The organism is Streptomyces sp. NPDC028635 (assembly GCF_040637635.1).
Taxonomy (GTDB): Bacteria; Actinomycetota; Actinomycetes; order Streptomycetales; family Streptomycetaceae; genus Streptomyces.
Window position 1 is genome coordinate 37946 of the sequence record NZ_JBEZWX010000003.1, and the last position, 26993, is coordinate 64938.

A 26993-nucleotide genomic window follows, 5' to 3' on the forward strand; every position below is an offset into this window, starting at 1 on the left:
GCGCAAGAGACGTTGTCGGCGTCGTAATCTTCATCGGGTCTCCTGCGCGGGTGGGTTGTCGGAATGGGTCGGCATGGCGACGACGATGCGGGTCACCTCGCCGGACTTCATCGCCTCGAAGCCCTCGTTGATCCGGTCGAAGTCGATGACCTCGGTGACCATCTCGTCGAGCAGCAGTCGGCCCTGCTGGTACAGCCGGGCGAACTGGGTGATGTCCTCCCGTGCCTGGCCCGAGCCCATGTATGAGCCGATCAGGCGCTTCTCACCGAAGAAGAAGTCGGACGCGGGCAGGGTCAGCTCGGTGCCCCCGGGAGCGATGCCGACGAGGCAAGCCGTGCCGGTGGGGCGCACCACGCCGAGAGCGGCTGCCGCGGTGCGGGCGGATCCGACGGCCTCGAAGGAGTAGTCGGCGCCGTCGCCCAGCAGGTCACGCACCGCAGCGGCCACGTCGTCGATGCTGCCGTTGAGAGTGTGGCTCGCACCGTAGCCGCGGGCGGCGCGCAGCCGTTGCTCGTCGATGTCGATCGCGACGATCGCGGACGCGCCGGCGAGACGCGCGCCCTGGATGATGGCCGAGCCGACGCCTCCGCAGCCGATCACGGCCACGGTGGAGCCGGGCCGCACCTGCGCCCCGCGGAACACCGCGCCGACGCCGGTGACGATGCAGCACGACAGCAGACAGCCGACGCGGGTGGACACGCCGTCGGGCAGCTTCACGGCTGCGTTCGCGCGCAGCAGCATGTGCTCGGAGAACGCGCCCAGGTCGCCGAGCCGGGTGACTGCGGTCCCGTCGGGCAGGGTGTACGCGGGCCGCGGGCGGCGCCGGATCTCGTCGAGCCGCTGGCACTGCGTCGAACGGGCCGTGTTGCAGTTCGCGCACTGGCCGCACGACGGGGTGAGCGCGCCGGCGACGTGGTCGCCGGGGCGCAGGTCCGTGACGGCCGAGCCGACGGATTCGACGATGCCGGCCACCTCGTGACCGACCACCACCGGCAGGTCGGTGGAGACGGTGCCGGTGATGTAGTGCAGGTCGCTGTGGCACAGTCCGACGTGCGTGACGGCGATGCGCACCTCGTGCGGCTCGGGCTCGTCGACGTGTATGTCGGTGAGGTGCAGGGGTTCGCCCACCTTCGTGAGCACGGCCGCGCGGGTGTTGATCATTCGTTCTCTCCGGTCGTGGTGGCGGGCTTCTTCGCGTTCCAGAAGCCGGCGATGCCCGCGGTCAGCGCGCCGCTGTTCCACGTCGCGTCGGCCGCATCGTCCTCCCGCACGAAGGCGCGTTCGATCTCTTCGGGCGAGGGCCGCAGCAGCGCGAGGTGCAGTGCCGTGTTGTTGCCGCTCTCCGGTGTCCAGGCACGGACGATGTCGATCGCGCGGTCCAGCAGGTCGTCCCGTTCGACGATCTGGTCGAGCAGACCGATCCGCAGCGCTTCCTCGGCGCCGATGCGCTCCGAGCCCAGTACCATCCGCATCGCGTGATTGCGGACGAGCCGAGGGAGAAGCACGCTCGACGCGTTGGAGATCGTGAGACCGCGGGCGTTCTCCGGCTGAAAGAACGTGGTCTGCTGTGTGCCAAGCCGCGCATCGCAGCACAGCGTGATCTCCGAGGCGCCGCCCACTGCGATCCCGTTGATCGCCGCGATCACGGGGACCCGGGTCTCGATCACCGCGCGGGTGACGTCGTGGAAGGTCTCGAAGGTCTCGCGCATCTCGGCGAACGTGGTCGGCGGAGCGCTGAGGTCCTCGCCCGCGCTGAACGCGCGGCCCGTACCCGTGATCACGATTCCCCGGGCCCGCTCACCGGTGCCGTGTTCGCGGATGAGCGCGGCGAGGCGCAGGCGCATCCCGACGGTGAGGGCGTTGAGCTTCGACGGGCGCCGCAGAGTGATCACGGCGACATCGCGGATCACGTCGACGAGTACGTGTTCGGCCGCCATGTCCGACAGGGCCGGGACCGAGGAAGCCGCGGATGTCGATGGGGTCCCGTCGCGCAGGTCGAAGGTGGTGCCGGGGGCCTCGGCCGCCCGGGCCATGAGCGCGGGCTTCGACACCCGCTCCGACGGGGTTCGGGGGAAGTCCGCGACGAACTCGACGTACCGCGGCACTTTGAACCGCGCGAGCTGCTCCGCGACCCGGGCGATGATCGCCTCGGCCGTCGCCCGGTCGCCGGTGCCGCCCACCGCGAGCTGGACGAAGGCCTTGACCTCCTCACCGAGCACCTCGTCGGGCTCGGCGACGACCGCGGCCGCGACGACGCGGTCGTCGGTTTCGAGCGCTGCCTCCACCTCGGCGCTGGCCACGTTCTCGCCGCCGCGCCGCACCATGTCCTTGATGCGGCCCACCAGACGGATCTCGCCCCGGTCGTCGGCGACCGCGAGATCGCCGGTGTGCAGCCATCCGTCCCGCAGCGCCCGCGCGGTCTCCTCGGGCCGGTTCCAGTAGCCGAGCATCATCGGCGCGCCGTACAGGGTCAGTTCGCCGGGTGCGCCGACGGGGACCTCCGCGCCGTCGGCGTCCACGATCTTGACGCGCTTGGTGGGTACGGGCCGCCCGATGCTGCCGCTCCCGACGGCCGCCGCGTCGTCGAGTGGGCTGATCAGGTCGATTCCGCTCTCGGTCATGCCGTAGACCTCCCGCCACGGCGCGCCCCAGCGGTCCTCGAGCCGGGCGTGCAGTGCCGCGGGGATCGCGGAGCAGAAGACCGAGCGCAGGTGGTTGTCCCGGTCGTCGGCGGCGGGCGGCTGCTTGAACAGCAGGGTGGGCATCGATCCGAGGACGTAGCAGAAGGTCACGCGGTGGCGTCGCACGTCGGCCATGAACCCCGACGCGGAGAACCGCGGCAGCACCACCAGCGGTGCGCCGGTAGTAAGGGCGAGCACCGTGTTCCACTGCGGGTCCATGTACGAGTACGGCTGCGCCGTGAGCAGCACGTCGTCGTCGCCGAGGCCGGCAGCCGCGGCGCAGCCCCAGGCGATGCGGGTCCAGTAGTCGTGGGTCAGCATGCACGCCTTCGGGAATCCGGTGGTGCCCGAGGTGTACTGCAGGTTGGCCAGCGTGTCAGGGGCGATCGCGACTTCAGGGGCAGTGGCCGGGAAATTCGTGTCGGCGAGCTCGGCGACGTCGACGATGCGGATGTCCGCGAGGGCGGCTTCGCCGGATGCCACCTCGCGCACCAGCGGGAGATGCTCGGTGTCGGTGACGATGACTCTCGCACCGGAGTCGCGCAGCACGAACGCCAGATCGGCCGCGCGGTACGCCGAGTTGACGGGTACGGCGACGGCGACGGCCTTGAGCACGGCGAACCAGGTGAGCGGCCACTGCGCGACGTTCGGCAGCATGATCGCGACACGGTCGCCCGGCGCCACACCATCGTCCTCGATGAGGCGGTGTGCCAGCCGCGACGACGATGCGTCCGCCTGCTCGTAGGTCCACGAAACGTCGCCGAACCGCAGCAGCTCGGCGCCGGGAGTGCGGGCGGCACCGTCTGCCAGCAGGCCGGTGACGGTACGCACCCCGGGCGTCTCCCCCATCCGGTCGAGCGCGACGGCGGGGCGCCGCGGTGTTTCGTCCCCGGGTATGGTCACGGTTGTCATGTCAGCGGGCATATCCCGGCCTCCTGTCGTTGTCTCGCTTCGTCGACGATCCAGGCCAGGGCCGGGTCGTCCCGTTCCATCAACTCGGGGTGCCACTGCACCCCGAGGATCGGCGCGCCGGGAGCCTCCACGGCCTCCGCCACCCCGTCGGGCGTGCGGCCCGTGACGACGAGCCCCGCGCCGCACCGGTCGACGGCCTGGTGGTGCCACGAGTTGGTCACGGCGCTGGCGCCGAAGAGCCGCGCGGCCGTCGAGCCGGGCTCGAAGGTGACGAGGTGCTCGGCGTCGCCGTCGGTGGGCGCGGCCAGCGGTGACGAGTGCGGCACGGTTCCGGGCGGCAGGTCCGCGATGAGTGTTCCGCCCAGCGCCACGTTGAGCAGCTGCATCCCGCGGCACACCCCCAGCACGGGGATGCCGCGGTCGATGGCGGTACGGATCAGGGTGACCTCGTAGTCGTCGCGTTCGGCGTCGTGTGCATGGGGGTCGAGCCGAGGGTCGACGCCGCGGACCACTGAGGTGTCGCCGCCCCACCGGGCCGGGTGCACGTCCTGCCCGCCGCTGATCACCAGCCCGGACATCCACTCGCAGACGTCCACTGGGTGGGCGTCGTAGGGCAGATGCACGGGCACCCCGCCCGCCTTCGCCACGCGCGTCGCGAAGTCGGACATGAACGAGTCCACGTACGGTGTGGTGTGGCGGTCGTCCGTTCCGGCGACCAGGCCCAGCCGGAACCGGCGGCCGGTGATTCCGACCAGTGGCTTGCCGCTCATGAGAACTCGAAATAGCGACGGCTCTCCCACGCGGAGAGCTCGGCGTACGGGTCCCCGCCCTTGGTGTGGAACTCCATCCACTCCCACCGGCGCGACGCCACCCAGAAGTCGACGAACTCCTCGCCGAGGTACTCGCGGAGTATCTCGTCACCGTCCAGCGCGGCGATGGCCTTCGTGATCGAGTCCGGGATCCGTCCGACCCCGCTGTCCTCGGGCAGGCACCACGCCATGTCGTCGACCTGCGGCGGTGCCGGCATCCGCCGTTCGATGCCGGCCACAACTCCGGCGAGCACACCGGCCAGCGCGTAGTACGGGTTGACGTCCGAGCCCGGTAGCCGGTACTCGAGCCGCGAGTACGTGGGGTGCCCGACGATGGCCCGCACCGCCGCGGTCTTGTTGTTGACTCCCCAGCTGATCGTTGTCGGTGGGCCGCTGATGTCGACCAAGCGCCGGTAGGAGGTGATCTGCGGCAGGGCCAGCAGGGTGTTTCCCGCCATCGTGGCCAGCAGCCCCCCGACGCTGTGCAGCATCACCTCGGACGGTCCGTCGGGTGCGAAGAACTGATTCTCGCCGTCCCGGTGCAGCGAGAGATTGATGTGCGCGCCCTGCCCGAATCCGGCGGTCGGCTTGGCCATGAAGGTCACCGACCGGTCCTGCTCGAACGCGACTTCACGCATCACCTGCTTGGTGCGCACCCACGAGTCTCCGAGCGACACCGGATCACTGGGTGCGAGGTTCAACTCGGTCTGGCCGGGTGCGGCCTCGTCTGTCCACGCCTCCCAGGTGATGTCCAGCTCGTCGAGCCGGTCGGTGACGGCGTGCATGTAGTCGACCCAGTCCTTCGACCTCGCCAGGTGATACGTTGCCCCGCCGCCTCCCCCGAGCGGGGTGAGATCCCGGTAACCGCGGGCGCGCGCCTGCTGGACCGACTCCTCGAACAGCGTCGTTTCGATCTCCACCGCGACCTTCGCGGTGTAGCCGAGCGCCCCCAGGCGCTCGACCAGCCTGCGCACCATGTTGCGCGGGCAGATCGGCACCGGCCGCCCGTCCCGCAACCAGTAGTCACCGATGACGGCTTCGAGGCCGGGCTTCCACTGCACCAGCGTGTCCATGTCGGGGATCATCGCGATGTCGTAGAGGTTGCCGCGCCAGTCCGGGAACGCGTCGCCGAACACGAACGCGTCACCCAGGTCGATCGCGAACAGGATGTCGGCGAAGGCGAAGCCCGACTCCTTGCCGGACGCGAACTTCGCCGGCGTGACCGTCTTTCCCAGGAAGCTCCCGTCGTGGCCGGTGGCCTCCAAGCGGACCGCTCTCGTGGCTCCTGTCTCCGCGGACCTGATGGATGCCGACCGGGGGATTTCAGACATCGAATCGAACCTTCCACGAGGCGGCCGTCATGACGGACATCTGCGAGAGCGTCCCCTGGACCCGCAGGCCGGACTCCAGGGAGGTGAGCAGGTAGTCGGCGCCGGTGAACACGCCTGCCAGCGCGTCGGGCGTGCCGACCATGCGGTACGTGGTAGGGCCCGCACCGAACCTGGCCTCCTGAGGGCCGTCCGGTTCCTGCGCCACCGCGACGAGGACGTCGGGGATGCCGCGGATGCCGCGGGTCACGTCCCAGAAGTGCGCGGCAGCCTCCCGCCACGAAGGCAACGCGGGCCGTAGGGCGTTGAGCATCCCGTCGGCCAGTTCCGCGTCACCCTCCGCATCCCGCGTGGGCGCGAAACGGGATTCCAGGTCGACGACCAGCGTGGCGTCGGCCGACGCGAAGACGCCGCCGGTGACGGTGACGACGCGGTCGTGGAGCGCAATGGTGGCGGACTGCGGGGTGTTGTGCGAGCAGACGGCGACCGTCCCCGTGCCGCGTTCGAGTACCTCGCGGGCGTGACCGGTTCGGACCGCGTCGCGCAGGGTCCGGCCGAGCAGCCGGACGACGGGCGAGGCATCGTCGTCGATCTCTATCCGCACCGGCGCGCGCTGAGCCACCCGGCCTGTTGGCATCGTAGGGGTTTCCGTCACTGTTGTACCTTTCGGTGAAGGGCGTGGTGCCGCTGTGCTGTGGGCGGGGCAGTCATTCGAGCGCCGCGTAGCTTTCCGGCCGACGCCGGCGCAGGAGCGCCGCCCACACGAGGCCGCCGACGAACGCTGCGACGACGACTGCGAGGAAGACGTTCGCTCCGGTCCGCGACCCGATCAGGAGCTGGAAGTTGCTGATGACGAGCCCGAGGATCGTTCCGAGCGCGCCGAGCGCCAGAGCGGGCGCGACGGTGCCCGTCCATGCGGTCGCCGTGCGGACTCTGCGGAAGTGCACGACGATCGCCGCGGAGGTCAGGGCCAGGAGCACGATGAGCCCGAGGGTCCCGGCGCCGCCGAACCAGGCGTAGATCTCGACGACGGGCTCGAGGCCGGCGATCGCCGTGGCCGCGAGCAGGGCGCCGATCAGCCCGGAGGTGAGCAGAGAGGCCACGTGCGGCGACCGGTGCGCGGAGTGCGCCGAGCCGAGCGAAACCGGCAGCGCGCCCTGGCGGCCGAGGGCGAAGAGATAGCGGGCCACGACGTTGTGCGCTGTGAGCACGCAGGCGAAGAAGCTCGTGACGAGGAGAAGCTGCATGACGTCGTGGGCGGCACCCGACAGATAGCGGGTGGCGAGCCCGGGTGCGAGTCCTTCGGGGTCGCGCGCCGCGAGATCGACGGCATGTGCGACGCCGAGGCCGTTGATCATGGCCCAGGACGAGAAGGCGTAGATCACGGCGATCAGGACGACCGCGATGTAGGTGGCCCTCGGGATGGTCCGGTCAGGGTCCCCGGCCTCGGACCGGAAGACGGCGGTGGCCTCGAATCCGACGAAGCCGAACACGGCGAACATGATCCCGGTGCCGGTGGCGCCGCTGGTGAACGCGTCCCAGGTCAGCGGGTGTGCGGACAGGCCGCGGTCGCCGCCGTGCAGCACGATGGCGAGGTCGACGAGGGCGACGATCCCGACCTCCGCGATGAGCAGCGCGCCCAGCACCCGCGCGCTGACCTCGACGTTGCGGTATCCCAGGTATCCCACAGCGGTGAGCCCGGTGCCCGCGAGGCACCACCACGGCACCGGGACGTCGAAGAAGGTCTCGATCACATTGCGGGCGGCGGCTCCGAGGTAGGCCGAGACCGCGACCATGAGGAGTGAGTACGTGACCAGGGCGAGCGCTGCGGCGCCCAGCCCGGCGCCGGTGCCGAGGCCGCGTTGGACGTAGGAGTAGAAGGCACCGGCGTTGCGTACCTCGGGGGTCATCGCCGAGTACCCGACGGTGAACAGCATGAGCACCAATCCGACGATCGCGAAGTCGATCGGCGTTCCGATGCCGTTCCCCGAGCCGAGCATCAACGGGATGAGGCCGGCGAACACCGTGAGCGGCGCGGCCATCGCCACGACCATGAAGACGATCTGCCGCACGCCCAGTGTCCGGTCCAGGCCCGTACTGAGTTCTTGCGCCCGCTCTTCGCGCTGCTGACTCATGACAACTGCTCCGTTCGGTGGTGCTCTCCCGTGCCGGCGTCGTCAACGCAGCAGCCACACGGCGATATCGCGCGCTGTCGCCCCGATGAGTGCCGGTCACGCCGAGAGGGTCGGCCTGCGGCGACGAACACCTACGCAGGGGCGCACTGTGGGGAACGGGCAGGGCGACGCACCGTTCGCGGCACTGATCCGCTACCGACGCCGACCGCGCTCTCGTCGCTGCGCTCGAGTGGCACCGGTTCGGGGGTGACGGTGCGTCGACCTCCCACGAATGCGCCCGCATGGGCTTTCGGCCGTGTGCGCTTCGCGACGGGGGGAGATGTCCAGGGGGTGTTCACGTGGTCTACTTCATGGCTTTCCGTCGGGTCAGCCGGAAACCCTGACAGGAGCGAAAGCCAGAACTTCCTCGGCGGCGCGCTCGGCGGCGCGGACCGCACCGTCGAAATAGCCCTGGTTGATCGTCGCCGTCTCCGTGCCGGCCCAGTGGATACGACCGACCGGCCGGCGATCCGCATCCGTGTACTGGGTCAGCGAGCCCGGGGCGCGGGAGCCGACGCAGCCGTTGATCCACGGCTCGTGCGTCCAGTCCTTCTCGAGGTACGCGGTCGGCTTGGCCGCTTGCGGCCCGAACAGCACAGCCAGGTCGGCGAGGAAGGCGGAGCGCCGCACCGCGGGGTCGTCGAGAATCGTGTCGGGCCAGTGCCGGCCGCTTCCGGCCCCGGCGGTGCCGAGGAAGGACAGCAGGATCCCGACGCTGCCGTCGGGCGGGGAGTTGTCGATGACGAACTGGGCCACCGGCAGATCCGTGACCGCTTGGCCGCTCAAGCCCTGCTCTCGCCAGAACGGGCGGTCGTAGACGGCGAAGAGCTTGCTCTCCGCGCCGCTGCTCCAGCGACGCTGCAACATCACGCGGCGGGTGGGCAGGCCGGGCGTCACGCGGATCCCGGCGGCGTCCGCCGGCGACATCGCGACGATCACCCGGTCCGCGCGGACGTCGGCCCGCGCCGACCGGACCGAGACTCCGCCGCCGTCCTGCGCGATCTCGACGACGGGCGAGTCGAGCAGCACGGCGTCCCCCAGCTCCTCGGCCAGGCGCTCCGCGATCCGGACCGTGCCACCGACCACCCGCGACTCCTGGGCGCCTTCGGGGACGTTGAGCATGTGGTCAATCCCGCCGGCGCCCCGGATTCGCGCCAGCTGCACCAGCAGCGACGTGCAGTGCGGGTCCTCGGCGTTGGTCACCGAGAAGGCGACCGTGAACACCTCCTTGGCCTCTGCGGTCGTCGCGTTCGCATCGAGCCAGTGCCCGAAGGTCGTGGCGTCCCAGGAACGGGCGCGGCGCGCGGTCCACGGGGCGTCGAGCGGCACCGTTTTCGCCATCCGCTCCAGCCGCAGCTGCAACTGGGCGAAGTCGGCGAGCGCGAGCGGGTTCAGCGGCGGGATGAGGCCGTCGTACCGCTTCGTGCGGCCGCGGCGGTGGTAGATCGACTCGCCTGCGATGTGAGTCTTGAAGGTTTCCAGCCCCAGCTCGTCCAGAAGCGAGAGGACCCGGTCCTGGCCCGGTCCGACCCACTGGCCGCCGCCTTCGGTGATCACACCGTCGGCGACGTCGAGGTTCATCGTGCGGCCGCCGACCCGGTCACCGGCCTCGATCACCACGACCGACCGGCCGGCCTGCGTCAGCCGCCGAGCCGCGGTCAACCCGGAGATTCCGGCGCCGATGACGACGACGTCCGTGGTGCGTAGCTCGGTCATGCTGATGCCCTTTCGAGGTGTTTGACGACGTGGTCGGCGACGAGGGGCACGACCGCATCAGGCAGGTGATGGCCCATTCCGGGAATCACGACGTGCCGCGCACCCGGGATCGCGGCCGCGGTGGCGTCTCCCCCGGAGGGCGCGACGATGAGGTCGCGATCGCCGTTGATCACCAAGGTGGGAACCGTGATGCGGGCGATCTCAGCCGTCCGGTCGCCCGAGGCATGGATGGCCTGGACTTGCCGGGCGGTCCCCGCCGCACCGTCACCGGCCGTGCGATCCCACGTCTGCACGGCGTGGGCCGCTTCCTCGACCTCGTCGATCGGGAACTCGGTGCCTGCGAGATGCGCCGTCATGCGAAGGTGCGCACGCACGGCCTGCACCCGGTTCCGCGGCGGCGGGGCGGCGAGCAGCGCCATGGTCGACGCGGCCGGCCGGCCGACCTTCGGATCGCCCGTGGTGGAGTACAAAGAGGTCAGCGACCTGATCAGTTCGGGGTACCGCGCCGCGACGGTCTGCGCGATCATCCCACCCAACGAGCGCCCGACAAGGTGTACCGGTCCCAGAGCGAGGTGCTCGATCAGCTGCGCGGCATCCGCCGCCATGTCGGCCAGCGTGTAGGCGTCCCGACGGGGCCGGGCGAGCAGTTGCCGTAGCGTGCTCGGTGGCGGAGTGGTCGCGTACGTGGAGCGGCCGCAGTCGCGGTTGTCCATGCGGATCACCTGATAGCCGGTCGTGGCGACGGCGGAAACGAATCGCTCGGACCACGTCGTCAAGTCCTCCGCGAGGCCGGCTATGAGCAGGACCGGCGGGGCGCTCGGCTCTCCGCTGATGCGGTAGCAGACACGTGTGCCGCCCGGAAGGGTCGCGAAACGGTCCTCGGGGTGGTCAGGCACGGGACGCCTCTCGCGCGGTCGTGGTCACGCTTTCACCCCTGGTGGACCCGAACTGCAGCGCGTCATCCAGCAGGGGGCCGCGCAGCGACTTGGCGTCCTGCGGGTAGGACATCGACATCTGCCACCGGCCCGTGCCCTGCTTCGGGGTGGTTTCGCGAGCCCGTTGCGCGTAACCCGCGCTGAGGTCCATGACCGGTCGCGTCTCCATGGCGGGATCGGCTTCGACGACGACGCTGTCGTAACCGTGGGCGTCCATGTGCCCGACCAGTTGACAGAAGTAGCGGCACAGGATGCCGATCTTCAGTGTCCACGACGAGGTCGTGTAGCCGATGGCGATGGCGAGGTTGGGAACCCCGGAGAGCAAGGTGCCGCGGTAGACGACGCGGTCGGCGAGGTTCACCGGCACACCGTCGACCACCAGGTCGATGCCGCCGAGCAGGCGCACGTTGAGGCCGGTCGCGGTGACGATCACATCGGCGTCGAGGTGCCGGCCCGAAGCGAGCTTGATGCCCGACTCGGTGAAACGCGTGATCCGGTCGGTGACGATCGAGGCGCTGCCGTCGCGCAGGACGGCGAAGAAGTCGCCGTCAGGGGAAAGACACAGGCGCTGATCCCACGGGTTGTAGGGCGGGTTGAAGTGGGTGTCCACGTCGAAGCCCTTGGGCAGCAACTTCTTGTTGATGCGCCGGATGAGCGCGCGGCCCAGGCGTGGGAACGTGCGCAGCGACTTGACCACGCCCCGATCGATCCAGATGTTGTTGAACCGGGTCATCGCGTAGCCGCGGTGTTCACCGAAGAGCCGGGTGAGCAGGAGTGCGAGGGAATCGACCTTCGGCCATGGCATCACGTAGGTGGGGGTGCGCTGGAGCATGGTCACGTGGGCGGCGGCGCCCTCGCCGTTCAGCATGGACGGGATCAGCGTCACGGCGGTCGCGCCGCTTCCGATGACGACCACCTTTTTGCCCGCGTAGTCGTAGCCCTCGGGCCAGTGCTGCGGGTGGATGATGTCGCCGGCGAAGTCCTCACGGCCCTCGAAGTGCGGGGTGTAGCCCTCGTCGTAGTTGTAGTACCCGGTGCCTGCGAAGATCCAGTTGGCGGTGACACGCTTGTCGCCGTCGGCCGTGTGCACGTCGATCGTCCAGCGCGCGTCGGCGCTCGACCATTCGGCGCGCTGCACGCTGTGCCCGAGGCGGATGAGCCCGCCCAGGTTGTTCTCCTCTACCGTCTCACGCAGGTAGTTCAAGATCTTGGGGGCCTCCGCGATGGCGGCGCGGTCCCTCCAGGGCTTGAACTCGTAGCCGAAGGTGTGCAGGTCGGAATCGGATCGGATACCGGGGTACTTGAAAAGGTCCCAGGTGCCACCGATGTTGTCGCGCCCCTCGAACACGACGACACGTTTGCCGGGGAACGCCTCGACGAAGTACCGCGCGGCGCCGATGCCGGAGATACCGGCACCGATGATGACGATGTCGAATTCTTCGGGTCGGTGCTTCGATGCGTTCATCGCGCCGCCTTTCCGTCTTTGCGTGGTGATCACGTCGATGTGTGATTCCACGGTGCCCGCCACGGCGGCCGGGCCTCTACACCGCAATGCCCCGTCCTGCAGAACGGGGCGGTGCACAGTGCACTGCCCGAGCAGCGGCAACGCCCTTCGTACGGCGCCGCCGGGGTGCAGTGTGTTGCGGCGGTCGTGACACCTGGGTGCACGTCGGCGTAGCGCGAGTCCCCGCAGGCACGCCACCGTGGGAGGCGCACGAGATCACGGTCACCCTCAAGGAGGCGCTGCCATGCGCGACGTAATGTTCGCCGCGTCGGACATCTGGATGGTCGCAGTCGGCCTCATCTGCGGTGTGCGGTTCATTCGACGCCATCACAACTATTTGATCGGCCTCGAATGGATCATCATGGGGGTATCCGGAACCAATTTCCTGATCTACGGGGTCACCAAGGCCGGCCCCCAGTCCCCGATGCACCACATCGCCTTCTTCCTGGACGCCTTCTCGCGCTCGATCGGGTTCACGCTGATCCTGATCCTCGGGTTGCTGGTCGTCACACACAGGTACGAGCCCACGCTCCGGGCCGAGGTGGGCGCCTTCGCCCTCGCCGCGATCCTCGGCTTCCTTCTCTCCGAGTTCGCTGAGGAGATAGGCACGCCGGGGAAGGTATTCTTCCTCGTCACTGCGCTCGCGACCTCCGGCTTCCTGTGCTATTTCGCGTTGCGCCTGCGGAAGTTGGGCGTGCGTGGCCACGCCGCGTGGGTGGCCGGCGCCACAGCACTGAACGTGGTCGTCGCGTCGATCTACGACTTCTGGCGCATCCCCGGCGACGACGCCGACCACACCCGCTTCTACATCCTCGCGCTGTTCACCTGGGGCCTGGCGATGCTCGTCATCTACCGGGCGTACGCAGCCTTCGCGGCCCACACCAAGCGCAGCGGCACACGCATCGCCCCGGCCTCCGCTTCCCCTGCTCAAGGACTTGACCTCGTATGAGCACCACCGCGAACACGACCTACACCACTTTCACTGGATGGATCGATCCGCCCGCCAACGTCCGCCCGCCGCTGACGGAGAGCCTCACCTGCTCTGTCGCGGTCATCGGCGGCGGACTCGCGGGCATGGCGACCGCGCTCCGCCTCGCGGAGCACGGCGTCGACGTTGTCCTGCTGGAATCGGAGTTCTGCGGATACGGCGCGGGCTCCCGCAACGCCGGCCAACTGGCGAGCGCGCCCGGCGGTGACATCCAGATGCTGAATCTGCTGTACCGCAAGCGCATGCCGGCGATCATCCGCCTCACCGAGAACGCCGCCGGCCACGTCGAGAGCCTGATCGGGAAGCTCGGCATCGACTGCGACTACGAGGCCACCGGCAACGTCTTCGCGGCCGTCTCCCGCGGCCAGCTGGGCCGAACGCGTCGCATCGCGAAGATCCTCCGTCGCGCCGGGGCCCACGTCGAAGAGGGAACGGCTCGCGAATTGGGCATCCCGCACGGCTTCCTCGGCGGCATGCGCGAAATCCAGGGCGGAATCATGAACCCCGGGAGGTTCCTGCGTGGCCTGCGGAGCGCCGTGCTCGCCTCGACCGTGCAGGTCTTCGAGCAGTCGAAGGTCGTCGATGTCGTTCATGGCGACGGCAATGGCGGCGTCACCGTCAACACTGCCCACGGCGTGGTGCGGGCACGGAAGGTAGTGCTGGCCACGAACGCCTATGCGGGCGAATGGAACATCACGCCGAAACGTCTGTCGTCGCCCATGTGGGTGACCGAGGTGGAGACCGAGCCGATCGCCCCGGAGCGTCTCGCCGCTCTCGGGTGGACCAGCCGATCCGGGCTCATCACCCAGCACAACATCATGGAGAATTACCGGCTGACCTCGCGCAACACCATCGTGTTCGGCGTACGGCGAATCGAACGTGCCGCGAGCTATCCGCTCCCCGAGCGCAGTCCCGACCCGGCGGTGGTCGCCGAACTCGCGGGTGCGTTCGCGCGGCGCTTCCCGCCGCTGGCGGACGTCGCGATCGACCGTGCGTGGGGCGGCTGGATCGGGATCACCTCGACCTGGCTGCCGGTGGCCGGGACGATCGGCGACGACGTCCACTACTCCCTGGCGTGCAACGGCCATGGACTCGCGCAGGCCACCTATATCGGTTCACTCATCGCGGATCGGATCGCCACGGGCATCACCCCAGACGATCTGCGCACCATCTGGGTCGACGAACCGAAGTTCGGCCGTGCGGTCCCGATGATCATGGGGCGCCTCGGGTTGCGCGCGGCGTGGGCCACGGACAGGTTCAACGATGCGATCAACGGCAGTAAGGGAAACGCGCGCAAAGGATTCGCCGCTGCCCGTCGCGGCGGACTTCTCCTTCATGGTGATTAGAGCACTGCGCGGCGAAACAAATGCCGTTCATCGAGCTGCGCGGTCGCTGCGGACCGGTCTCGTCTCGCCGCTCCCCTTCTGATGGCGGGGAATCCGACGCCTACATACCTGCTCGCCGTATGGAGCCGTGATACGTGCGGTGGTTCTCCACGGAGACAGACTGAGCGGGGGCCAGGGGCCCGTCGTGCTCCAGGTCTCCCGACAAGGTCAAGGGCGGTGGCCAGGGTGGTGCGCCGGGCGTCCAGCGTTTCGCCGGCGGGGTAGAAGCGGACGATGTCCCTCCCCCCCCGGCGTCGCACCACACCCGCAGGCGCCTGCGCACCATGTCCTCGGTGCCGATCAGAGTCGCACCCAGCACCAAGTCGTCCGTGACGAGTTCGGTTGCGCCGTCACGGTCCCCGGCCTGCCAACGCTGCCGCACCTCGGCCGCGGCATCGGCCCAGCCCTGACGGCTGGAGGCATCGTTGTAGAAGTTCCTGCTCGCCGACCCCATCCCGCCGAGGCTGAAGGCGAGCCCCTTCTTCCGCGGGGCGACCATCGCACGCAGTTCGTCCTCGTCCTTGGCGAAGTTGACCTCTGCGCCCTGACACACGTCCAGGTCGGTAGGCAGCTGGGCACGGCAGCTCCACCGCCCAATGACACCTCTTCCCCCGCAGGCAGCCTCGACGCACGCCAAGCCGACGTGCTCGTTTCCGCGCCCGGTCGTGCCCGAGCGGTTAGGCGCCGGAAGGCCGGGAGAACCGGCACCACCGGTTGTCGTCGGGATCGCCCAGCGCCGTGCGGAGCGCGATCGAATTACCACTGCGGACAAAGTCCAGATCGTGGAACTCCTTGCCGAACTTCAGGTCGAGCGTCTGCCGAGCGTCACCCTTGACCCCGGCGAAGAGGTACCAGGTCCCATGCCCAGCGCCGACCCGCTGCACCGCACCGGTGGCGAGCGAGTAGTCCACGGGAAAGTCGGTGGCGGTGAAGGTGTGGTCCGCCGCCACCGTCAGTGTGGATCCGCAGTCACCCGACCAGTGCCCCACGACCTGCGCCTCGGTGACGGGCGGCGTCGCCTTGGGGGCGCCGCCTCCGCAGCCGCCGACCAGCAGGGCCACCGCCGCGGCGCCCAGGGCACTCACCACTCGAACTCGGACCATATCCCACTTCCTGAACTGACCCTGGCTGTCCAGGGCGCGACCACCGCCGTGGACGGCGGTGGGGGCACGGCTCCCGGCGGGCGTCCGGTGGGACGCCCGCCGGGGGCCTCGGTGTGTTGACGGCACCCTACCCGGGGGCTGAACGCCGTCCGGCCGGGCCGGATGACCTAGAAGATGCCGAACAGTACCGCCAGTGCCGCGGCTCCGGCGGCCGCCGCCACGGCGACGGTCGACGCTCCGCCACCGGACGATCCCCCGTACGATCCTCCGGAGGACCCCCCCGACGAGTACGACGGGCTGCTGAGGCTGAAGGTCTCGGTCCATGTGATCGTCTGAGTCTTCAGCGACATGACGCCGCTGGTACCGAATGCGGAGTTCAGCGGCTTGGCGATGTTCACGTCCCACCAGTTGCTGTAGCCGCCCAGGGACGGGGAGGTGTGTACGGCCGAGTTGATCGTGCTGCGGTTCTTGACCTGGAAGGTGACGGTCACGCTGTTGTCCCGCTTGTCGATTTTCCCGACCGTGTACTTCAGGGTGTAGGACCCCAGGAACGCACCGGACATGTTGGACGTGAAGTCGCTGTACAGCTTCTTCAGACTCTCGATACCGCCGCCCTCGCCCAGGCTGTAGTTCTGCGTGCCCTTCGAACCGGAGTGGTACTCGCCGCTCAGCACCTTGGCAGCGATCTTCTCCCGTGCCACCTGAACGTTGGAGTGCTGCTGCAGCGACTGGGTGAAACGGTCGCCCTTGGAAAGGTCCCGGTGACCAGGGCCGGTGCCGGTGGCCCACTCCCAGCCGATGCCGATGGCCGTGGGGTCGGACGGGGTTCCCATGACGCTCTCGGGCGCCACCGCGCGGACCACCGGGTCCATCAACAGCAGCGTGTTGCCCACCGCGTGCCCGCCGACGTCGACGGCGCCCACGAACGAGGCCGCGAAAGCCTTCCCGCCAGCGTTCAGTGCGGCCTTTCCAGCGTCCAGCAGGTCCGAGACACCGAACAGGCCGCTCGGGTCGGAGACGTTGACCGGGTTGTTGTCGGCGTAGCTGTACGCGTTGAAGGTGGTCGGATCGTACGGCGCGGTGAGCGGATCGGCGCTGAGGAATCGTCCCAGGACCGGGTCGTACGGCCGGGCGTCAAGGATGGACAGGCCGGTCGAGTCGTCCTCGGTCTTGCCGAGGAAGCCGCGGTCGCTGCCTGCGTCCAGCCCGGTCGTGCCGCGCTGGGCCCCGAAGGGCAGATAGCGGCGGCGGGTTGCGGTACCGGTGGCGGTGTCTACGGTGAGCTGCGTGGAGGCCTGCAGGTCGGAGATCAGCCAGGAGAGCCTGCCGGTGCCGGAGCCGGTGGACACCCGCATGGCGACGGTGGTCGCGCCGGCCTGGTAGTACCGGGTGGCGGCCAGGGTGGTCGGCGTGCCTGACCTGTGGATCTCCTCGCTGCCCAGGTAAAGCACGCTCTCGGTCGGGCTGATCCGCTCGAGCAGCGAACCGTCCGGCCCATAGACGTACTTGGTGGTCTTGTCACCGCCGGTGGTATGGGAGGTGTACTGGGTGAGCTGGTTCAGCGCGTTCCACGCGAGGTCTGAGGTGACACCCGCGACCGTGCGGTGCTGGGCGCGGCCCGCGTTGTCGTAGCTGTAGGTGTCGGGCGACGCCTGCCCGGTGACGTTGATGCCCGTGACCGCGTGCGGCCACTGGGCGCCGGCCGTGTAGGTCGACTGGTCAGCGGAGTAGCCGGGGTAGACATAGTCCCGGACGGTGCTGCCCGTGGCGGTAGTACGGGTCTCCTTCTGCAGGTTGCCGATGCCGTCGTAGGTGTAGTCGAGCTGGTACGGGTCGAGCGCGGTGTTGCTCAGGTCGGGACTGAACGCTCCGTCGCAGCCCGTGGCGGTCTCTGTGGTGTAGGCCCGGGTCAGCCGGTCGAGCTCGTCGTACGTGAAGCACTGCCGCTGGCCGAGGACCTTGTCGTTGATGCCGGTGATCTGGCCGCCGGCGTCATGGGCGTAGTCGTCGTTCTGGACGGCACCCTTGGTGCTGGTCGTCGTGGTGACGTTGCTCAGCCAGCCGGTGCCGTTGGCGTCTTCGTAGCTGTAGCTGCGGGTGGCCGTGGTCCCGGTGGTGCCGGTCGTGCCGTAAGTGCGGCTGCTGAGGCGGCCGAGGGTGTCGAAGCCGGTGCTGCCCACATAGGTGGCGAGCGGGCTCGACAGCGTGTCCAGGTAGCCGAGGTTGTCATACCCGGTCGTCACGGTCTCCCCGGCCAGTCCCCCGGCGTCCGGGTACGTCACGCTGGTCGTGTGGTCCGCGGCGTCATAGCCGTAGCGGAACGTGTAGGAGCCGCCCAGGCCGGATCCGTCGTCGGGCACCGTGTAGGTCCTGCCCTGGACCCGCCCGCGGGCGTCGTACCCGGTGACACCGGTGGTGTACGCAAAGCCGCCCGCATAGGAGGTGGACGAGGCGAGCTTGCCCTTGCCGCCGGCCGCGGTGTCGTAGGTGTTGCTGGTGAGCGTGGTCGTGCCCTGGCTCACCTTGGTCGGACGGTTGAGGTAGTCGTACTCCGTCGTGATGGTGGCGTTGGTGGCGTCCGTGGTGCTGACCGGATTGCCGTTGCCGTCGTAGAAGGTGGACGAGGTGCCGGTGTCCGGGTCGGTGGTGGAGGTGCGCTCACCGAGCCAGTTGTAGGTATAGCGGGTGATGTTGCCCTTGGCGTCGGTGATCTGCGAGAGCTGACCGCTGCGGGTGTAGCCGTAGGTCGTCGTGTAGTTGGACGACGGCCCGTGCTCGACCACCTTGGTGATCTGCCCGAAGACGTCCGTGTAGGTGTCGGTACGCTCGCCGACGGCGGGCACGGTGGTGGTGTGGTCGCCCTGGTACTCGGTGAAGGTGCGGCCCTGCGCCTGCGCGTCGCCCTTGACCAGGATCTGGGTGCCGGTGGTGCGACCGGCGTAGTCGATCAGCAGGTCGGTGTAGGAGGGCAGATCGGCCACCGTCGGGTTGACCATGCCGGACCCGGCGGCGTCGGCGTTGTAGAACGCCGCGGACGTGCCGGTCGTGTTGCCCGAGGTGTCGTAGCGGGTCGAGACCACCGTGCGGCCGGTGCCGCCCGGGGCGGGCTGCTGCACCTCCCGTGTGCGGCCGAGGCCGTCGATGTAGGTGTAGGACGCGGTGTAGGTGCTGCCGCTCTGCAGCTGCTTGCTGGTGATCCGCGGCGCACCGGTGACCAGGTTGGGCACACCGTCGCTGTTGGTGGCGGTGTCGATGGTGTAGTCGTACGCGTCGGACCAGTTGCTGTCCGGGTAGGAGGCCACCTCGGTGGGGCGCCAGACCTTGGAGATACGGCCGACGGAGTCGAGCAGGATACGTGTGGTCTGGTTGTTGGACTCGTCCCACACCTTGTAGGCCTCACCCCACAGCCGCGAGTACCACGTGGTGGTCCTCAGCGCGGTGCCCGGGCCGGAGCCGTCCGGGTCGGGCGTGGTGACCTCGACGCCGTTGACCGGCCAGGAGGTGGGCGGGTTGTAGGAGGTGGTGGTGGTGTGCTCCCTGCCATCGGTGGTGCCGGTGACCCGGCCGGCCTGGTCGTAGGTGTACGTGACGTCCCGGTAGTGGGTGGCGTCACTGTAGGACCGGACCAGCGTGGGATTGCCGTCAGTCGGCTTGTCGCTCGCCACGTCGGTCGCGTTGTCGTACAGGGTGTAGGTGTAGGAGTCCTGGTTGGAGGCGTCCCGCGAGGCGCAGTCGGCGTCGTAGTGGCGCACCTCGTCCTGCAGCACCATCCAGCGCTGCACCTGCGAGTTGGGGAAGTAGTCCGTGTTGTAGGCCCGGCCGTACGTGGTGCACCGGTTGTCGTCGACGCCGGTCTGGCCCCAGTCGTTGGTGCGCAGCGGCAGGCCGTAGACGGTGCTCGTCGTGGAGGTGTTGTCGAACTCGTTGTTGACCACGTGCTCGCGCCAGCCGCTGGAGGTCAGCTCGTCCGTGGTGGTCTTGCTATTGCGGACGAACCGGGCATCGGGCAGCCCGTCGTACTGCGCGGTGTCGTACACCCAGTAGTCCTGCCAGACCCGCTGGTGCGAGTTCTCGCTGCCGTCGCGCTGACTGGTCTCGATGATCTTTCCGCTCAGCCAGGCGGAGTCGGTGTAGTGGGTGCCCTCACCGTCGGTGACCTGCACGCTGCGGGCCTGGGAGGAGTCGGTCTTGGACGTGCGGTCGCCGTCCAGACCCCGGTAGAGCCAGTAGTAGGTGCCGGCCGAGTTGCTCTTGGTTCCGGTGTGCACCTCGACCTGCTGGTAGCCGCGCCAGTCGGACCACGACTCGTCGCTGTCGGGGACGAGCGGGTCGTTGGGGAAGGCCCACGCGGGAGTGCCGACGTAGTCGTAGGTGGTGGTCATCACCGGGTCACCGTCGTCACCCGCCCCCTTGCCCACGCCGGGGTCGACCTCGACCTTGGTCACCACGTACTTCTTGAACCACCCGGTGGACTGGGTGCTCGAGCCCTCGGGCGTCCACTGCTGCTTGAAGCAGTCCTGGTGGTCGTCCGACTCGCTCGGCGGGTTGTTGATGTCGCAGGCGTCGGGCTGGCCGTACGTGACGTTGACGAAGGAGCCCAGGTCGCCGTGGACCTGGTTGACACGGCGGAAGTTCAGCAGGCTGGAACCGACCTGGTTGTCCAGCCACTCGCCGTTGAAGTTGATCGTGGGCAGGGTGATGTCGGCGCCGTCGCCGTAGCCCTTGCGTTCCACGTAGTCCAGCCACAGCATGCTGCCCACGTCACCGCTGGGGTTCGGCAGGCCGTACTTCATCTGGTACTGCATCGCCGGGTCCCACGCAGAGCTGTCGTTGTCCCGGACGAAGGTCTTGATGTCCCAGTACATGTCGGTACTGAAGAACGTCGGGTAGTACGTCTTGCCGGCGCAGTAGTCGTCACTGGCCGAGCCGTCGCACAGGAGGTCGGTCGGCACGTCCGGGTAGGAGCTGGGGTTGGTGGAGAGGGCCGGGCAGGCCGGGGGCTCGTCCTTCAGCGGGTCCGCGTAGCTCATGCGTTCCACACAGCGGCCCACATGGCTGATCTCGACCTTGGCCGGCAGCTGGGCGCCGGGGATCTGGGCGGCCCAGCCGTACTCGATCCGCGTCAGATAGGCAGCGGCGTCGTAAGCCCGCGCCTTGTCGGTGTTGGCCACCGACCGGTAGTGGTTGACCTGCTTGTCGTAGAAGTAGGCATTCTCCGTCTCGTCGGGGTCCACGACCCGGTCGACCATCCACCGCCAGGCCTGGGTGCACGGTTCGGGGAACTGTCCATGGCACGGCTCACCGGTGTCGTTGCCGACCACCGGGACCGTCAGCACCGAATCGGTCGCCGAGCTGGTGCGCTCGGAGCGGCCCCAGCCGAAGTAGTACCGCATGCCGTCCTGGGTGGAGACCACCCAGTACTCATCGTCCGCGCCGTGACCGCCGGTCAGGTGCTGCACCCGCCAGCCCGGGTCGTCTTGCAAATGGTAGGAACCGGTACCGGTGTTGTCCTGGATCAGCTGAGTGTTGTGACCGTTGAGATTGATGACGTAGACCGCGCCGTCCGGCTCCTTGCCGGAGTTCGGGGAGTCCCAGCAAAGGTCGCCGATGTGCGTCAGGCCGTCGTCAGCGCAGTTGCGGTACCGGCGTTCGATGTAGCCCACCGACAGGTCCCAGCCCATGCCCAGCGGAGACGCCTGGTTGTTGGTGGCCGACGTCCGTCCGTCCACGGACTGGGAGTTGTACTGCAGCGACAGCTCCGGAGCCACCCCCGCCGGCGGCTTCGGGATGTCCACGGGCAGGCTGTAAGTGAAGGCGCCCGAGCCGACCGAGACGTTCCAGGAGCCGGAAGGGCTCAGCACGGAGGCCCGGTAGTCACCGGCGTCGGAGGAGGAGCCGGACGCCAGCGTGTACACCGTGCTGCCCGACGTCGCGGCGGCGGTCATCACCGAGGGCTGGAAGGCGGTCGTGCCCCGGCCGCCCGGCTGGTAGAGGGAGACCTTGGGCCTGGGATCGCCGTCGACCGGAACGGTCGCAGTGATCGTGCCCTTGGCCAGGTTGTTGCTGACCGGCAGCTGCCGGGCGGCGGCCGGCGAGCAACCCTTCGCCTTCGGCTTCGTCAGCGCACAGGCCGGCAGGGCCACCACCCTCAGCCGGGCGGCGAAGTTGCCGCCGTAGGCGTTGCGGAAACCGGAGTAGTCGAAGGTGAGGTTCACCGGGCCGGGGGTGCCCCGGCCGTCGCGCCGGGTGAGCTGGGCTCCCACCCCGATGCCGCCCACCCGCCGCACCTGCGTGTGGTCCAGGACCTTGACGTCGACGGTCGCGGGCGCCGGTGCGGCGATCGCCGGCCATTGCTTGGCCAGGGCCTTGGCAGGAGCCGGGCCGACGTGCACGACGGCGGCACCGGTGCTGCCGCCGGGAGGCGTCACCGGCAGGCTCCGGCCCGGCTTCAGACCGGACAGGGCAAGACGGGCATGCGCCACCACCGGCCAGGACGATCGGACGGGCTTCGTCTGTGTCGGCTCTGCGGCGTCACGCCGCGCGCCGCCGGACGCCCGTCCGGACACGTTCACCGAGTGCTGGCGCCCCGCCGCGGCCGCCTTGACCGTACCGGCCGCCTCGGCGGCCGGCGCGGCCAGCAGCGATGCCGCGAGTGCCACGGCCAAGGCCCATGGGGCGCTTCTTCCCTGTCTGCGCGCGAATCGCACGGACCATCCCCAACCCAAAGAAGGCCGGGACCCAGCCCGGCACGCCTGCAAAGAAAAGGGCCATGGCATCGGGTCGTTGGTGATGCGCCCACCAGGTCGGGGCCAGGCCGAAGGCGCACGTTAAGCGGCAGGCACCCGGCAGGGACAGCCCCTCAAACCGGACTGATCCACAAGAACCATCTCTTCACCACGCGCTCACAGGAGTAATTTTGCAAACCTGTTGCCTGGCGTTGGCAAACCATGTCGTGACCTGCGGAAGCCGTCTGGCGCACGGGCGTCCCGAGTGGTTGAATCCTGCGGCGCACACAGCGTGAACATGTCCTCTGCCCTGCTGCCTCAGGTCGATGAAGGGTCCCGAAAAGACACATGAAGCGCGAGACACCCAGCCACCTGACCCGGCGGCAGATACTGCGACGAGCATGCGGAATCACCGCCACGGCCCTCGTCGGTTCCATGGCCCTCACCCAGGCCGGCACCGCCTCGGCGGCCGTGGCCGCCTCGAAGCGCTTCGACCTCACCGACGCTTCCACCGAGTGGTTCCGCGAGATCCTGCTCAACGAGACTCGGATTCTTCAGTCGTTCGCCTTCGACAACATCAACAAACACCTGTATACGGCACAGTTGGTACAGGATGGGCGCCTCCTGCCCGGTGAGACGCGCGCCTTCACGGGGGCCGACCGTTCCACGAACGGTGACCTGTGCATCACCCGCCTGGACTGGCAGGGCCAGATCATCGGACGGATGTACCTCAAGGGATTCGGCCACGGTGTGTCCATCGGCGCCGAACCCTCGGGCAACGGCACCTACGTGTGGACCGAAACGAATTCGGTTCCCGACGGGAACAACGACGGATACGGAACGAAGGTCGCCCGGTTCAAGTTCACCAACGGGGCGGTCCTCCAACCGGACTCGGCGCAGGTCACCCGGTACGACCCTGTGCCCGGCTCGGACCACAACACCGTGGCCGTCGACCCCGTCAACAACCGCATCGCGCACCGTTACCGGCTCAGCGGCACCTGGAAGTACAGCCTGTACGACCTGGCCGCGTTCAAGGCCGGCACGTTCACCGCGCTGGCCACGATCACCCAGCCCTCGGTGCTCACCGGCCCCACCTTCCAGGGCTACACCACCATGGGCCAGTACCTCTACACCCTGGACGGGACCGCCTACACCTACGACAACACCGGCAAGCAGACCAGTACCAGCAACACCTACGTCACCTCGATCGACTGGAACACCGGCACCGTCTACGAGCGGCGGCTGAGCAACGCCGGCGAGAGCCTCTTCTACCGCGAGCCGGAAGGGCTGGCCATTCAGATCCCCGACACCACCAACCCGGCTGCCGCCCGGCTCTTCCTCGGCTTCGGATCCGAGGAGTCCGTCACCCGGACCGACAAGAAGGCCAGCTTCTACTACAAAGATCTCCTGGTCTGAAATCGCCGTGGGCGACTGGCACCCGCCGGCCCACGTCCCACCCCGTCAAACGCGGGCCAACGACCCCCTCGACTCAAAGGCAACTCCATTGGCCGTCGCAGGGTGCCAGCCGCACCGGGCGGAGCGGCCCTCCCCGGCGGCTCGTCGTGGCGCGACCGTACCTCACGCGCCGTCACAGCAAACCCGGCTGACGGGCAGTGGCCGGCAGGCATGCAACCGCGCGGCCGCGGACAGTGGCCGCGCAGCTCCTCCGTGAGGCGGGGGGACTGCGGTGGCCGGCGGCCGCGCGCCGCTGCACCGCCGCGAACGACATCCCCTCCCCCGCCCACACGACCAGCTCGCCATCCAGGACCAGGCCCTCGGGCAGGTCCGCAGCCGCGTGCACCGGCTCAGGGAAGCAGGCCTGGGTCCGCGGTCGGTCGGATTCGGTCCCGTCAGCTGCCCCCTTCGAGGGCCCGGACGCTGACGGAGTCATTCGCGCACCGCAACAGTGCAGCTCACCTCTGGCACCGAGCTCGTCCAGGACCGGGCGGTGCAGCTTGGCCCACACCCGAGCGTCCGTCCACTCAGTGAACCGCCGGAAGGCAGTGACCCCCGAAGGACCAAAGCCCGGGGGCAGTTGATTCCAGGTGCAACCCGAGGTGGCCACGAAGATGATGGAGCCAGCACCTCCCGGTCCCCTCGCCGACGGTGCCCTCCCCTCTGCGGGCGAACCCGCGCCGACGGCACCACCCGCTGAACAACGCCCACAGGTCATCCGGCGCCATCCGCTCGACAAGCGCAGCAGTCATCACCCCAAGACTGCCGCAAGATCACGCCAACTGAAATGACTTCTAAACCCCGGGATGCGGCCGCAGGAAGCGCCAGAGCGCCGAACGGCGCGCGGCCGGGGAATCGGGTGTGAGCGCTGCTGGAGAGCTGTCACAGGCGCGTATGGAAGCGTTGGAGGACATTGACCCCGGCTGGGCCGGTATGAGACATCGGCTGGCAGAGGTGCTTTCGGCTCATGCTCGCGCACGTCCAGGGCGGCAGGACACTCCCCCAAACCGCGGGCGAAGTGATCGTGCGAGGCGAAGACCTCGGCGCGTGGGTGCGGGCGCAGCGGGCGAGCTGGACAAACTGCGGCCGGCGCAGCAGTGGCTGCTCTCCGGTGTGCTCGGGATCGAGCCGCCGGCCGAAGGCGAGACGGCGCGGCCGGTACGGCGCAGCCAAGACGAACGCTGGGCCGCCAACCTCACCGCTGCGCGGCACTACCACGCCCACGAAGGCCATCTCAACGTTCCCCGTAAGCACGTCGAAAGCGTGGGCGGCGTCGAGTACAAACTCGGGGCATGGCTTGACAACGCCCGACGCCGAGCCAACCCACTCACCCCCGAACGCCGCACCCAGCTCAACCAGCTCGGCATGCGTCGGAAGTAGTTCTGGTGACCGTTGTGCCAGAGAGAATGGAGTGACCTCGCGCGGTGACTGTCACAAGGCCCCGGCGTCCCGGGCAGTCCAGACGCTTGGATAGATCGGACGGAAGCCGAGCTCCCGGCGGATGCGCTGGTTGGACATGATTCCGAACCATGGGTCGGGGTCTGCGAGGTCGTAGAGTCCGGCGGGCATCTCGACGCCGTTGAGCCGGTACAGCTCGAGCGTGGTGACGGGGGCGTCATCGGCGATGTTGTAGATCCGGCCGGCGATGCCTGGCGCGTAGAGCAGACGCATCAGGCCTTGGGCGACGTCTGCGTGGTGGGCCATCTGCAGGCGCTGGTGCGGCGCCCAGCCGGCGGCCCAGTGCAGGGAGTTGGCGAGGTGCGGGTCGCCCTCGCCGTAGACGAAGGGGAGCCGTCCGATGCGTACGTCCAGGCCCTTGAGGGCGAGCAGTTCGCGCTCAGCCTCGGCCTTGGAGGCGGGGTAGGCGCCCCACATCGCGCCGCCTGGCCGGCTCTCGTCCTCCTCGGTCAGCGGGCGGCCCCGGCCGGTGCCGTACACGTTGCCCGTGCTGACCTGGACGAACCGCTGCACGCCGGAGGCCTGTGCGGCGCGGCCCAGGTGCACGGCGGCATCCCGGTTGACGGCCCACGCCTCCTCGTCCGGCACCCCGCGGAAGGAGGCGGCGATGTTCACGACGGCGTCCACGTCGGCGAGTGCCTTGCCGAGTGTCTCCTCGTCGCGCATGTCTCCCACCGCGACCTGGGCGCCCAGTTCCGCGAAGCGCTCGCCGCGGGCCGCGTCCCGGACCAGGACGCGCACCTCCTCGCCCGGCTGCCGCTGCGCCAGCAGCCTCGGTACGAAGCGGCGTCCGACCTGTCCCGTCGTGCCGGTCACCAAAGTCAGCATGATGTGCTCCTCACGCATTGCGTGGCCTGTCGTCGGCCTCCAGCCTCGGTGGATGCGGTGACGGCCGGGAGAGACCTCCTTATCGGGGGATCGGGAGTCCCTGGATAAGCCGGCCGGCGTCCCGCACCCTGGAGGGGTGGACCGAGCCGAACTCGCCGACTTCCTGCGCCGCGCTCGCGCCCGCCTGGACCCCTCCGACGTGGGGCTCACGGCCGGCGCCCGCCGCCGTACGCCGGGGCTGCGCCGCGAGGAGGTGGCCCAGCTCGCGGGCATGTCCGTGGACTACTACACGCGCCTGGAGCAGTCCCGCGGCCCGCGCCCGTCCCGCCAGATGCTCACCGCGCTGGCCCGTGCCCTGCGCCTGACGGAGGACGAACGCGATCACCTCTTCCACCTCACCGGTGAAGAGCCGCCGCGCCGGCAGGCGACCAGCACCCACGTGCGCCCGGGCCTGCTCCTGGTGCTGGACCGGCTGCACGACACCCCGGCCATGGTGGTGACCGACTGCGGTGACGTCCTGGCCCAGAACGCGCTGTCCCGGGCGCTGAGCGGAGACGTCCTCGCCCGCCCGCCCCGGGGACGCAACATGATCCGCCGCTTCTTCCTGGACCCGGCGGCGCAGGAGCTGTTCCCGCCCGAGGACCGCCCGCAGCGCGCCCGGGAGCAGGTCGCCGCCCTGCGAGCGGTGTCCTCAGCCCGTCCCACGGACCCCGAACCCGCCTCGCTTATTGCCGAACTGCGCTCCTTGAGTGAGGAGTTCGCTCACCTGTGGGACGAGCATGAAGTCGCGGTACGCCGCGCCACCACGAAACGCTTCCGGCACCCTGCGGTCGGCACCCTCGAACTCGACTGCGAGGTCCTCGTCAACTCCGACCACAACCAGCAGCTGGTCATCCACACGGCCCGCCCGGGCACAGAGTCGTACGAGCGCCTGCAATTGCTGCGGGTGGTCGGCCTGCAGGACCTGACTCCGACGATCCCGTGAACACGCC

Annotated in this window: 17 protein-coding genes and 3 pseudogenes; 5 read left to right on the forward strand and 15 right to left on the reverse strand. The window is 69.1% G+C overall.

Annotated elements, in window-relative coordinates; translation table 11 throughout:
* Window positions 1–30 precede the first annotated feature (30 nt).
* The 9 genes from AB0E88_RS04300 to AB0E88_RS04340 all read right to left on the reverse strand — a co-directional run bounded on the left by AB0E88_RS04300 (window position 31) and on the right by AB0E88_RS04340 (window position 12161).
* A complete protein-coding gene (locus AB0E88_RS04300) occupies window positions 31–1161 on the reverse strand; it encodes a Zn-dependent alcohol dehydrogenase (RefSeq protein WP_361623519.1) in 1131 nt (376 codons plus the stop codon).
* Window positions 1158–3593: an AMP-binding protein gene (locus AB0E88_RS04305; RefSeq protein WP_361623522.1), complete on the reverse strand. Its 2436-nt coding sequence runs from the start codon at window positions 3591–3593 to the stop codon at window positions 1158–1160. Before AB0E88_RS04305 ends, AB0E88_RS04300 begins: the two co-directional genes overlap by 4 nt.
* Window positions 3590–4363 carry a gamma-glutamyl-gamma-aminobutyrate hydrolase family protein gene (locus AB0E88_RS04310; protein WP_361623525.1) on the reverse strand — a complete coding sequence of 258 codons (774 nt, stop codon included), beginning with the start codon at window positions 4361–4363 and terminating at the stop codon, window positions 3590–3592. The genes AB0E88_RS04305 and AB0E88_RS04310 overlap by 4 nt, the downstream gene beginning before the upstream one ends.
* A complete protein-coding gene (locus AB0E88_RS04315) occupies window positions 4360–5733 on the reverse strand; it encodes a glutamine synthetase (RefSeq protein WP_361623528.1) in 1374 nt (457 codons plus the stop codon). The genes AB0E88_RS04310 and AB0E88_RS04315 overlap by 4 nt, the downstream gene beginning before the upstream one ends.
* Complete coding sequence (locus tag AB0E88_RS04320; protein ID WP_361623531.1) at window positions 5726–6352, reverse strand: hypothetical protein; 627 nt, start codon at window positions 6350–6352, stop codon at window positions 5726–5728. The genes AB0E88_RS04315 and AB0E88_RS04320 overlap by 8 nt, the downstream gene beginning before the upstream one ends.
* A gap of 85 nt (window positions 6353–6437) precedes the next feature.
* Window positions 6438–7865, reverse strand: coding sequence for an APC family permease (locus AB0E88_RS04325; protein WP_361623534.1), 1428 nt, complete (start codon window positions 7863–7865; stop codon window positions 6438–6440).
* 366 nt (window positions 7866–8231) lie between these two features.
* Entirely contained in the window at window positions 8232–9620 is a 1389-nt protein-coding gene (locus AB0E88_RS04330; protein ID WP_361623537.1) for an FAD-dependent oxidoreductase, read from the reverse strand.
* A complete protein-coding gene (locus AB0E88_RS04335) occupies window positions 9617–10516 on the reverse strand; it encodes an alpha/beta hydrolase (RefSeq protein ID WP_361623540.1) in 900 nt (299 codons plus the stop codon). The genes AB0E88_RS04330 and AB0E88_RS04335 overlap by 4 nt, the downstream gene beginning before the upstream one ends.
* Window positions 10509–12161, reverse strand: coding sequence for an NAD(P)/FAD-dependent oxidoreductase (locus AB0E88_RS04340; RefSeq protein WP_361623543.1), 1653 nt, complete (start codon window positions 12159–12161; stop codon window positions 10509–10511). Before AB0E88_RS04340 ends, AB0E88_RS04335 begins: the two co-directional genes overlap by 8 nt.
* 142 nt (window positions 12162–12303) lie before the next feature.
* On the opposite strand from AB0E88_RS04340, the gene AB0E88_RS04345 reads away from it, so the two are divergent.
* Together AB0E88_RS04345 and AB0E88_RS04350 are read left to right on the forward strand one after the other, a co-directional pair.
* Complete coding sequence (locus AB0E88_RS04345) at window positions 12304–13008, forward strand: transporter (RefSeq protein ID WP_361623546.1); 705 nt, start codon at window positions 12304–12306, stop codon at window positions 13006–13008.
* On the forward strand, window positions 13005–14393 hold the full coding sequence (locus AB0E88_RS04350; protein ID WP_361623549.1) for an FAD-binding oxidoreductase: 1389 nt from the start codon (window positions 13005–13007) through the stop codon (window positions 14391–14393). Before AB0E88_RS04345 ends, AB0E88_RS04350 begins: the two co-directional genes overlap by 4 nt.
* A 200-nt stretch (window positions 14394–14593) precedes the next feature.
* On the opposite strand, the pseudogene AB0E88_RS04355 reads toward AB0E88_RS04350, so the two are convergent.
* The 3 genes and pseudogenes from AB0E88_RS04355 to AB0E88_RS04365 all read right to left on the reverse strand — a co-directional run.
* Window positions 14594–14994 (reverse strand): annotated as a pseudogene (locus AB0E88_RS04355) (LLM class flavin-dependent oxidoreductase); the annotation flags it as partial.
* Between the two features lie 115 nt (window positions 14995–15109).
* The gene (locus AB0E88_RS04360; RefSeq protein ID WP_361623552.1) at window positions 15110–15535 is read right to left on the reverse strand and encodes a hypothetical protein; all 426 of its coding nucleotides are present in this window, start codon (window positions 15533–15535) and stop codon (window positions 15110–15112) included.
* Window positions 15536–15702: 167 nt separating this feature from the next.
* Window positions 15703–22194 (reverse strand): RHS repeat-associated core domain-containing protein, encoded by a 6492-nt coding sequence (locus AB0E88_RS04365; protein ID WP_361623555.1) that lies wholly within the window; start codon window positions 22192–22194, stop codon window positions 15703–15705.
* 414 nt (window positions 22195–22608) lie between these two features.
* Here AB0E88_RS04365 and AB0E88_RS04370 point away from each other — a divergent pair, with 414 nt between their 5' ends.
* On the forward strand, window positions 22609–23676 hold the full coding sequence (locus tag AB0E88_RS04370) for a Tat pathway signal sequence domain protein (protein WP_361623558.1): 1068 nt from the start codon (window positions 22609–22611) through the stop codon (window positions 23674–23676).
* Between the two features lie 277 nt (window positions 23677–23953).
* Here the strand turns inward: AB0E88_RS04370 and AB0E88_RS04375 are convergent.
* Window positions 23954–24073: pseudogene (locus AB0E88_RS04375) on the reverse strand (ATP-dependent DNA ligase); the annotation flags it as partial.
* Window positions 24067–24467 (reverse strand): annotated as a pseudogene (locus tag AB0E88_RS04380) (transposase); the annotation flags it as partial. The pseudogenes AB0E88_RS04380 and AB0E88_RS04375, both read right to left, overlap by 7 nt.
* Window positions 24468–24762: 295 nt before the next feature.
* Here AB0E88_RS04380 and AB0E88_RS04385 point away from each other — a divergent pair.
* The gene (locus AB0E88_RS04385) at window positions 24763–25095 is read left to right on the forward strand and encodes a helicase associated domain-containing protein (protein WP_361623561.1); all 333 of its coding nucleotides are present in this window, start codon (window positions 24763–24765) and stop codon (window positions 25093–25095) included.
* A 51-nt stretch (window positions 25096–25146) separates the two neighbouring features.
* Here AB0E88_RS04385 and AB0E88_RS04390 read toward each other — a convergent pair whose 3' ends face one another.
* Entirely contained in the window at window positions 25147–26001 is an 855-nt protein-coding gene (locus AB0E88_RS04390; RefSeq protein ID WP_361623564.1) for an NAD(P)-dependent oxidoreductase, read from the reverse strand.
* Window positions 26002–26137: 136 nt separating this feature from the next.
* On the opposite strand from AB0E88_RS04390, the gene AB0E88_RS04395 reads away from it, so the two are divergent.
* Complete coding sequence (locus tag AB0E88_RS04395) at window positions 26138–26986, forward strand: helix-turn-helix transcriptional regulator (protein ID WP_361623567.1); 849 nt, start codon at window positions 26138–26140, stop codon at window positions 26984–26986.
* Window positions 26987–26993 lie beyond the last annotated feature (7 nt).

Bases quoted from the DNA above. Each gene is read 5' to 3' on its own strand.
- AB0E88_RS04350 (WP_361623549.1), top strand. From the start codon at position 13,005: ATGAGCACCACCGCGAACACGACCTACACCACTTTCACTGGATGGATC.
- AB0E88_RS04300 (WP_361623519.1), bottom strand. From the start codon at position 1,161: ATGATCAACACCCGCGCGGCCGTGCTCACGAAGGTGGGCGAACCCCTG.
- AB0E88_RS04325 (WP_361623534.1), bottom strand. From the start codon at position 7,865: ATGAGTCAGCAGCGCGAAGAGCGGGCGCAAGAACTCAGTACGGGCCTG.
- AB0E88_RS04390 (WP_361623564.1), bottom strand. From the start codon at position 26,001: ATGCTGACTTTGGTGACCGGCACGACGGGACAGGTCGGACGCCGCTTC.
- AB0E88_RS04370 (WP_361623558.1), top strand. From the start codon at position 22,609: ATGAAGCGCGAGACACCCAGCCACCTGACCCGGCGGCAGATACTGCGA.
- AB0E88_RS04330 (WP_361623537.1), bottom strand. From the start codon at position 9,620: ATGACCGAGCTACGCACCACGGACGTCGTCGTCATCGGCGCCGGAATC.
- AB0E88_RS04345 (WP_361623546.1), top strand. From the start codon at position 12,304: ATGCGCGACGTAATGTTCGCCGCGTCGGACATCTGGATGGTCGCAGTC.
- AB0E88_RS04315 (WP_361623528.1), bottom strand. From the start codon at position 5,733: ATGTCTGAAATCCCCCGGTCGGCATCCATCAGGTCCGCGGAGACAGGA.
- AB0E88_RS04305 (WP_361623522.1), bottom strand. From the start codon at position 3,593: ATGACAACCGTGACCATACCCGGGGACGAAACACCGCGGCGCCCCGCC.
- AB0E88_RS04310 (WP_361623525.1), bottom strand. From the start codon at position 4,363: ATGAGCGGCAAGCCACTGGTCGGAATCACCGGCCGCCGGTTCCGGCTG.
- AB0E88_RS04360 (WP_361623552.1), bottom strand. From the start codon at position 15,535: ATGGTCCGAGTTCGAGTGGTGAGTGCCCTGGGCGCCGCGGCGGTGGCC.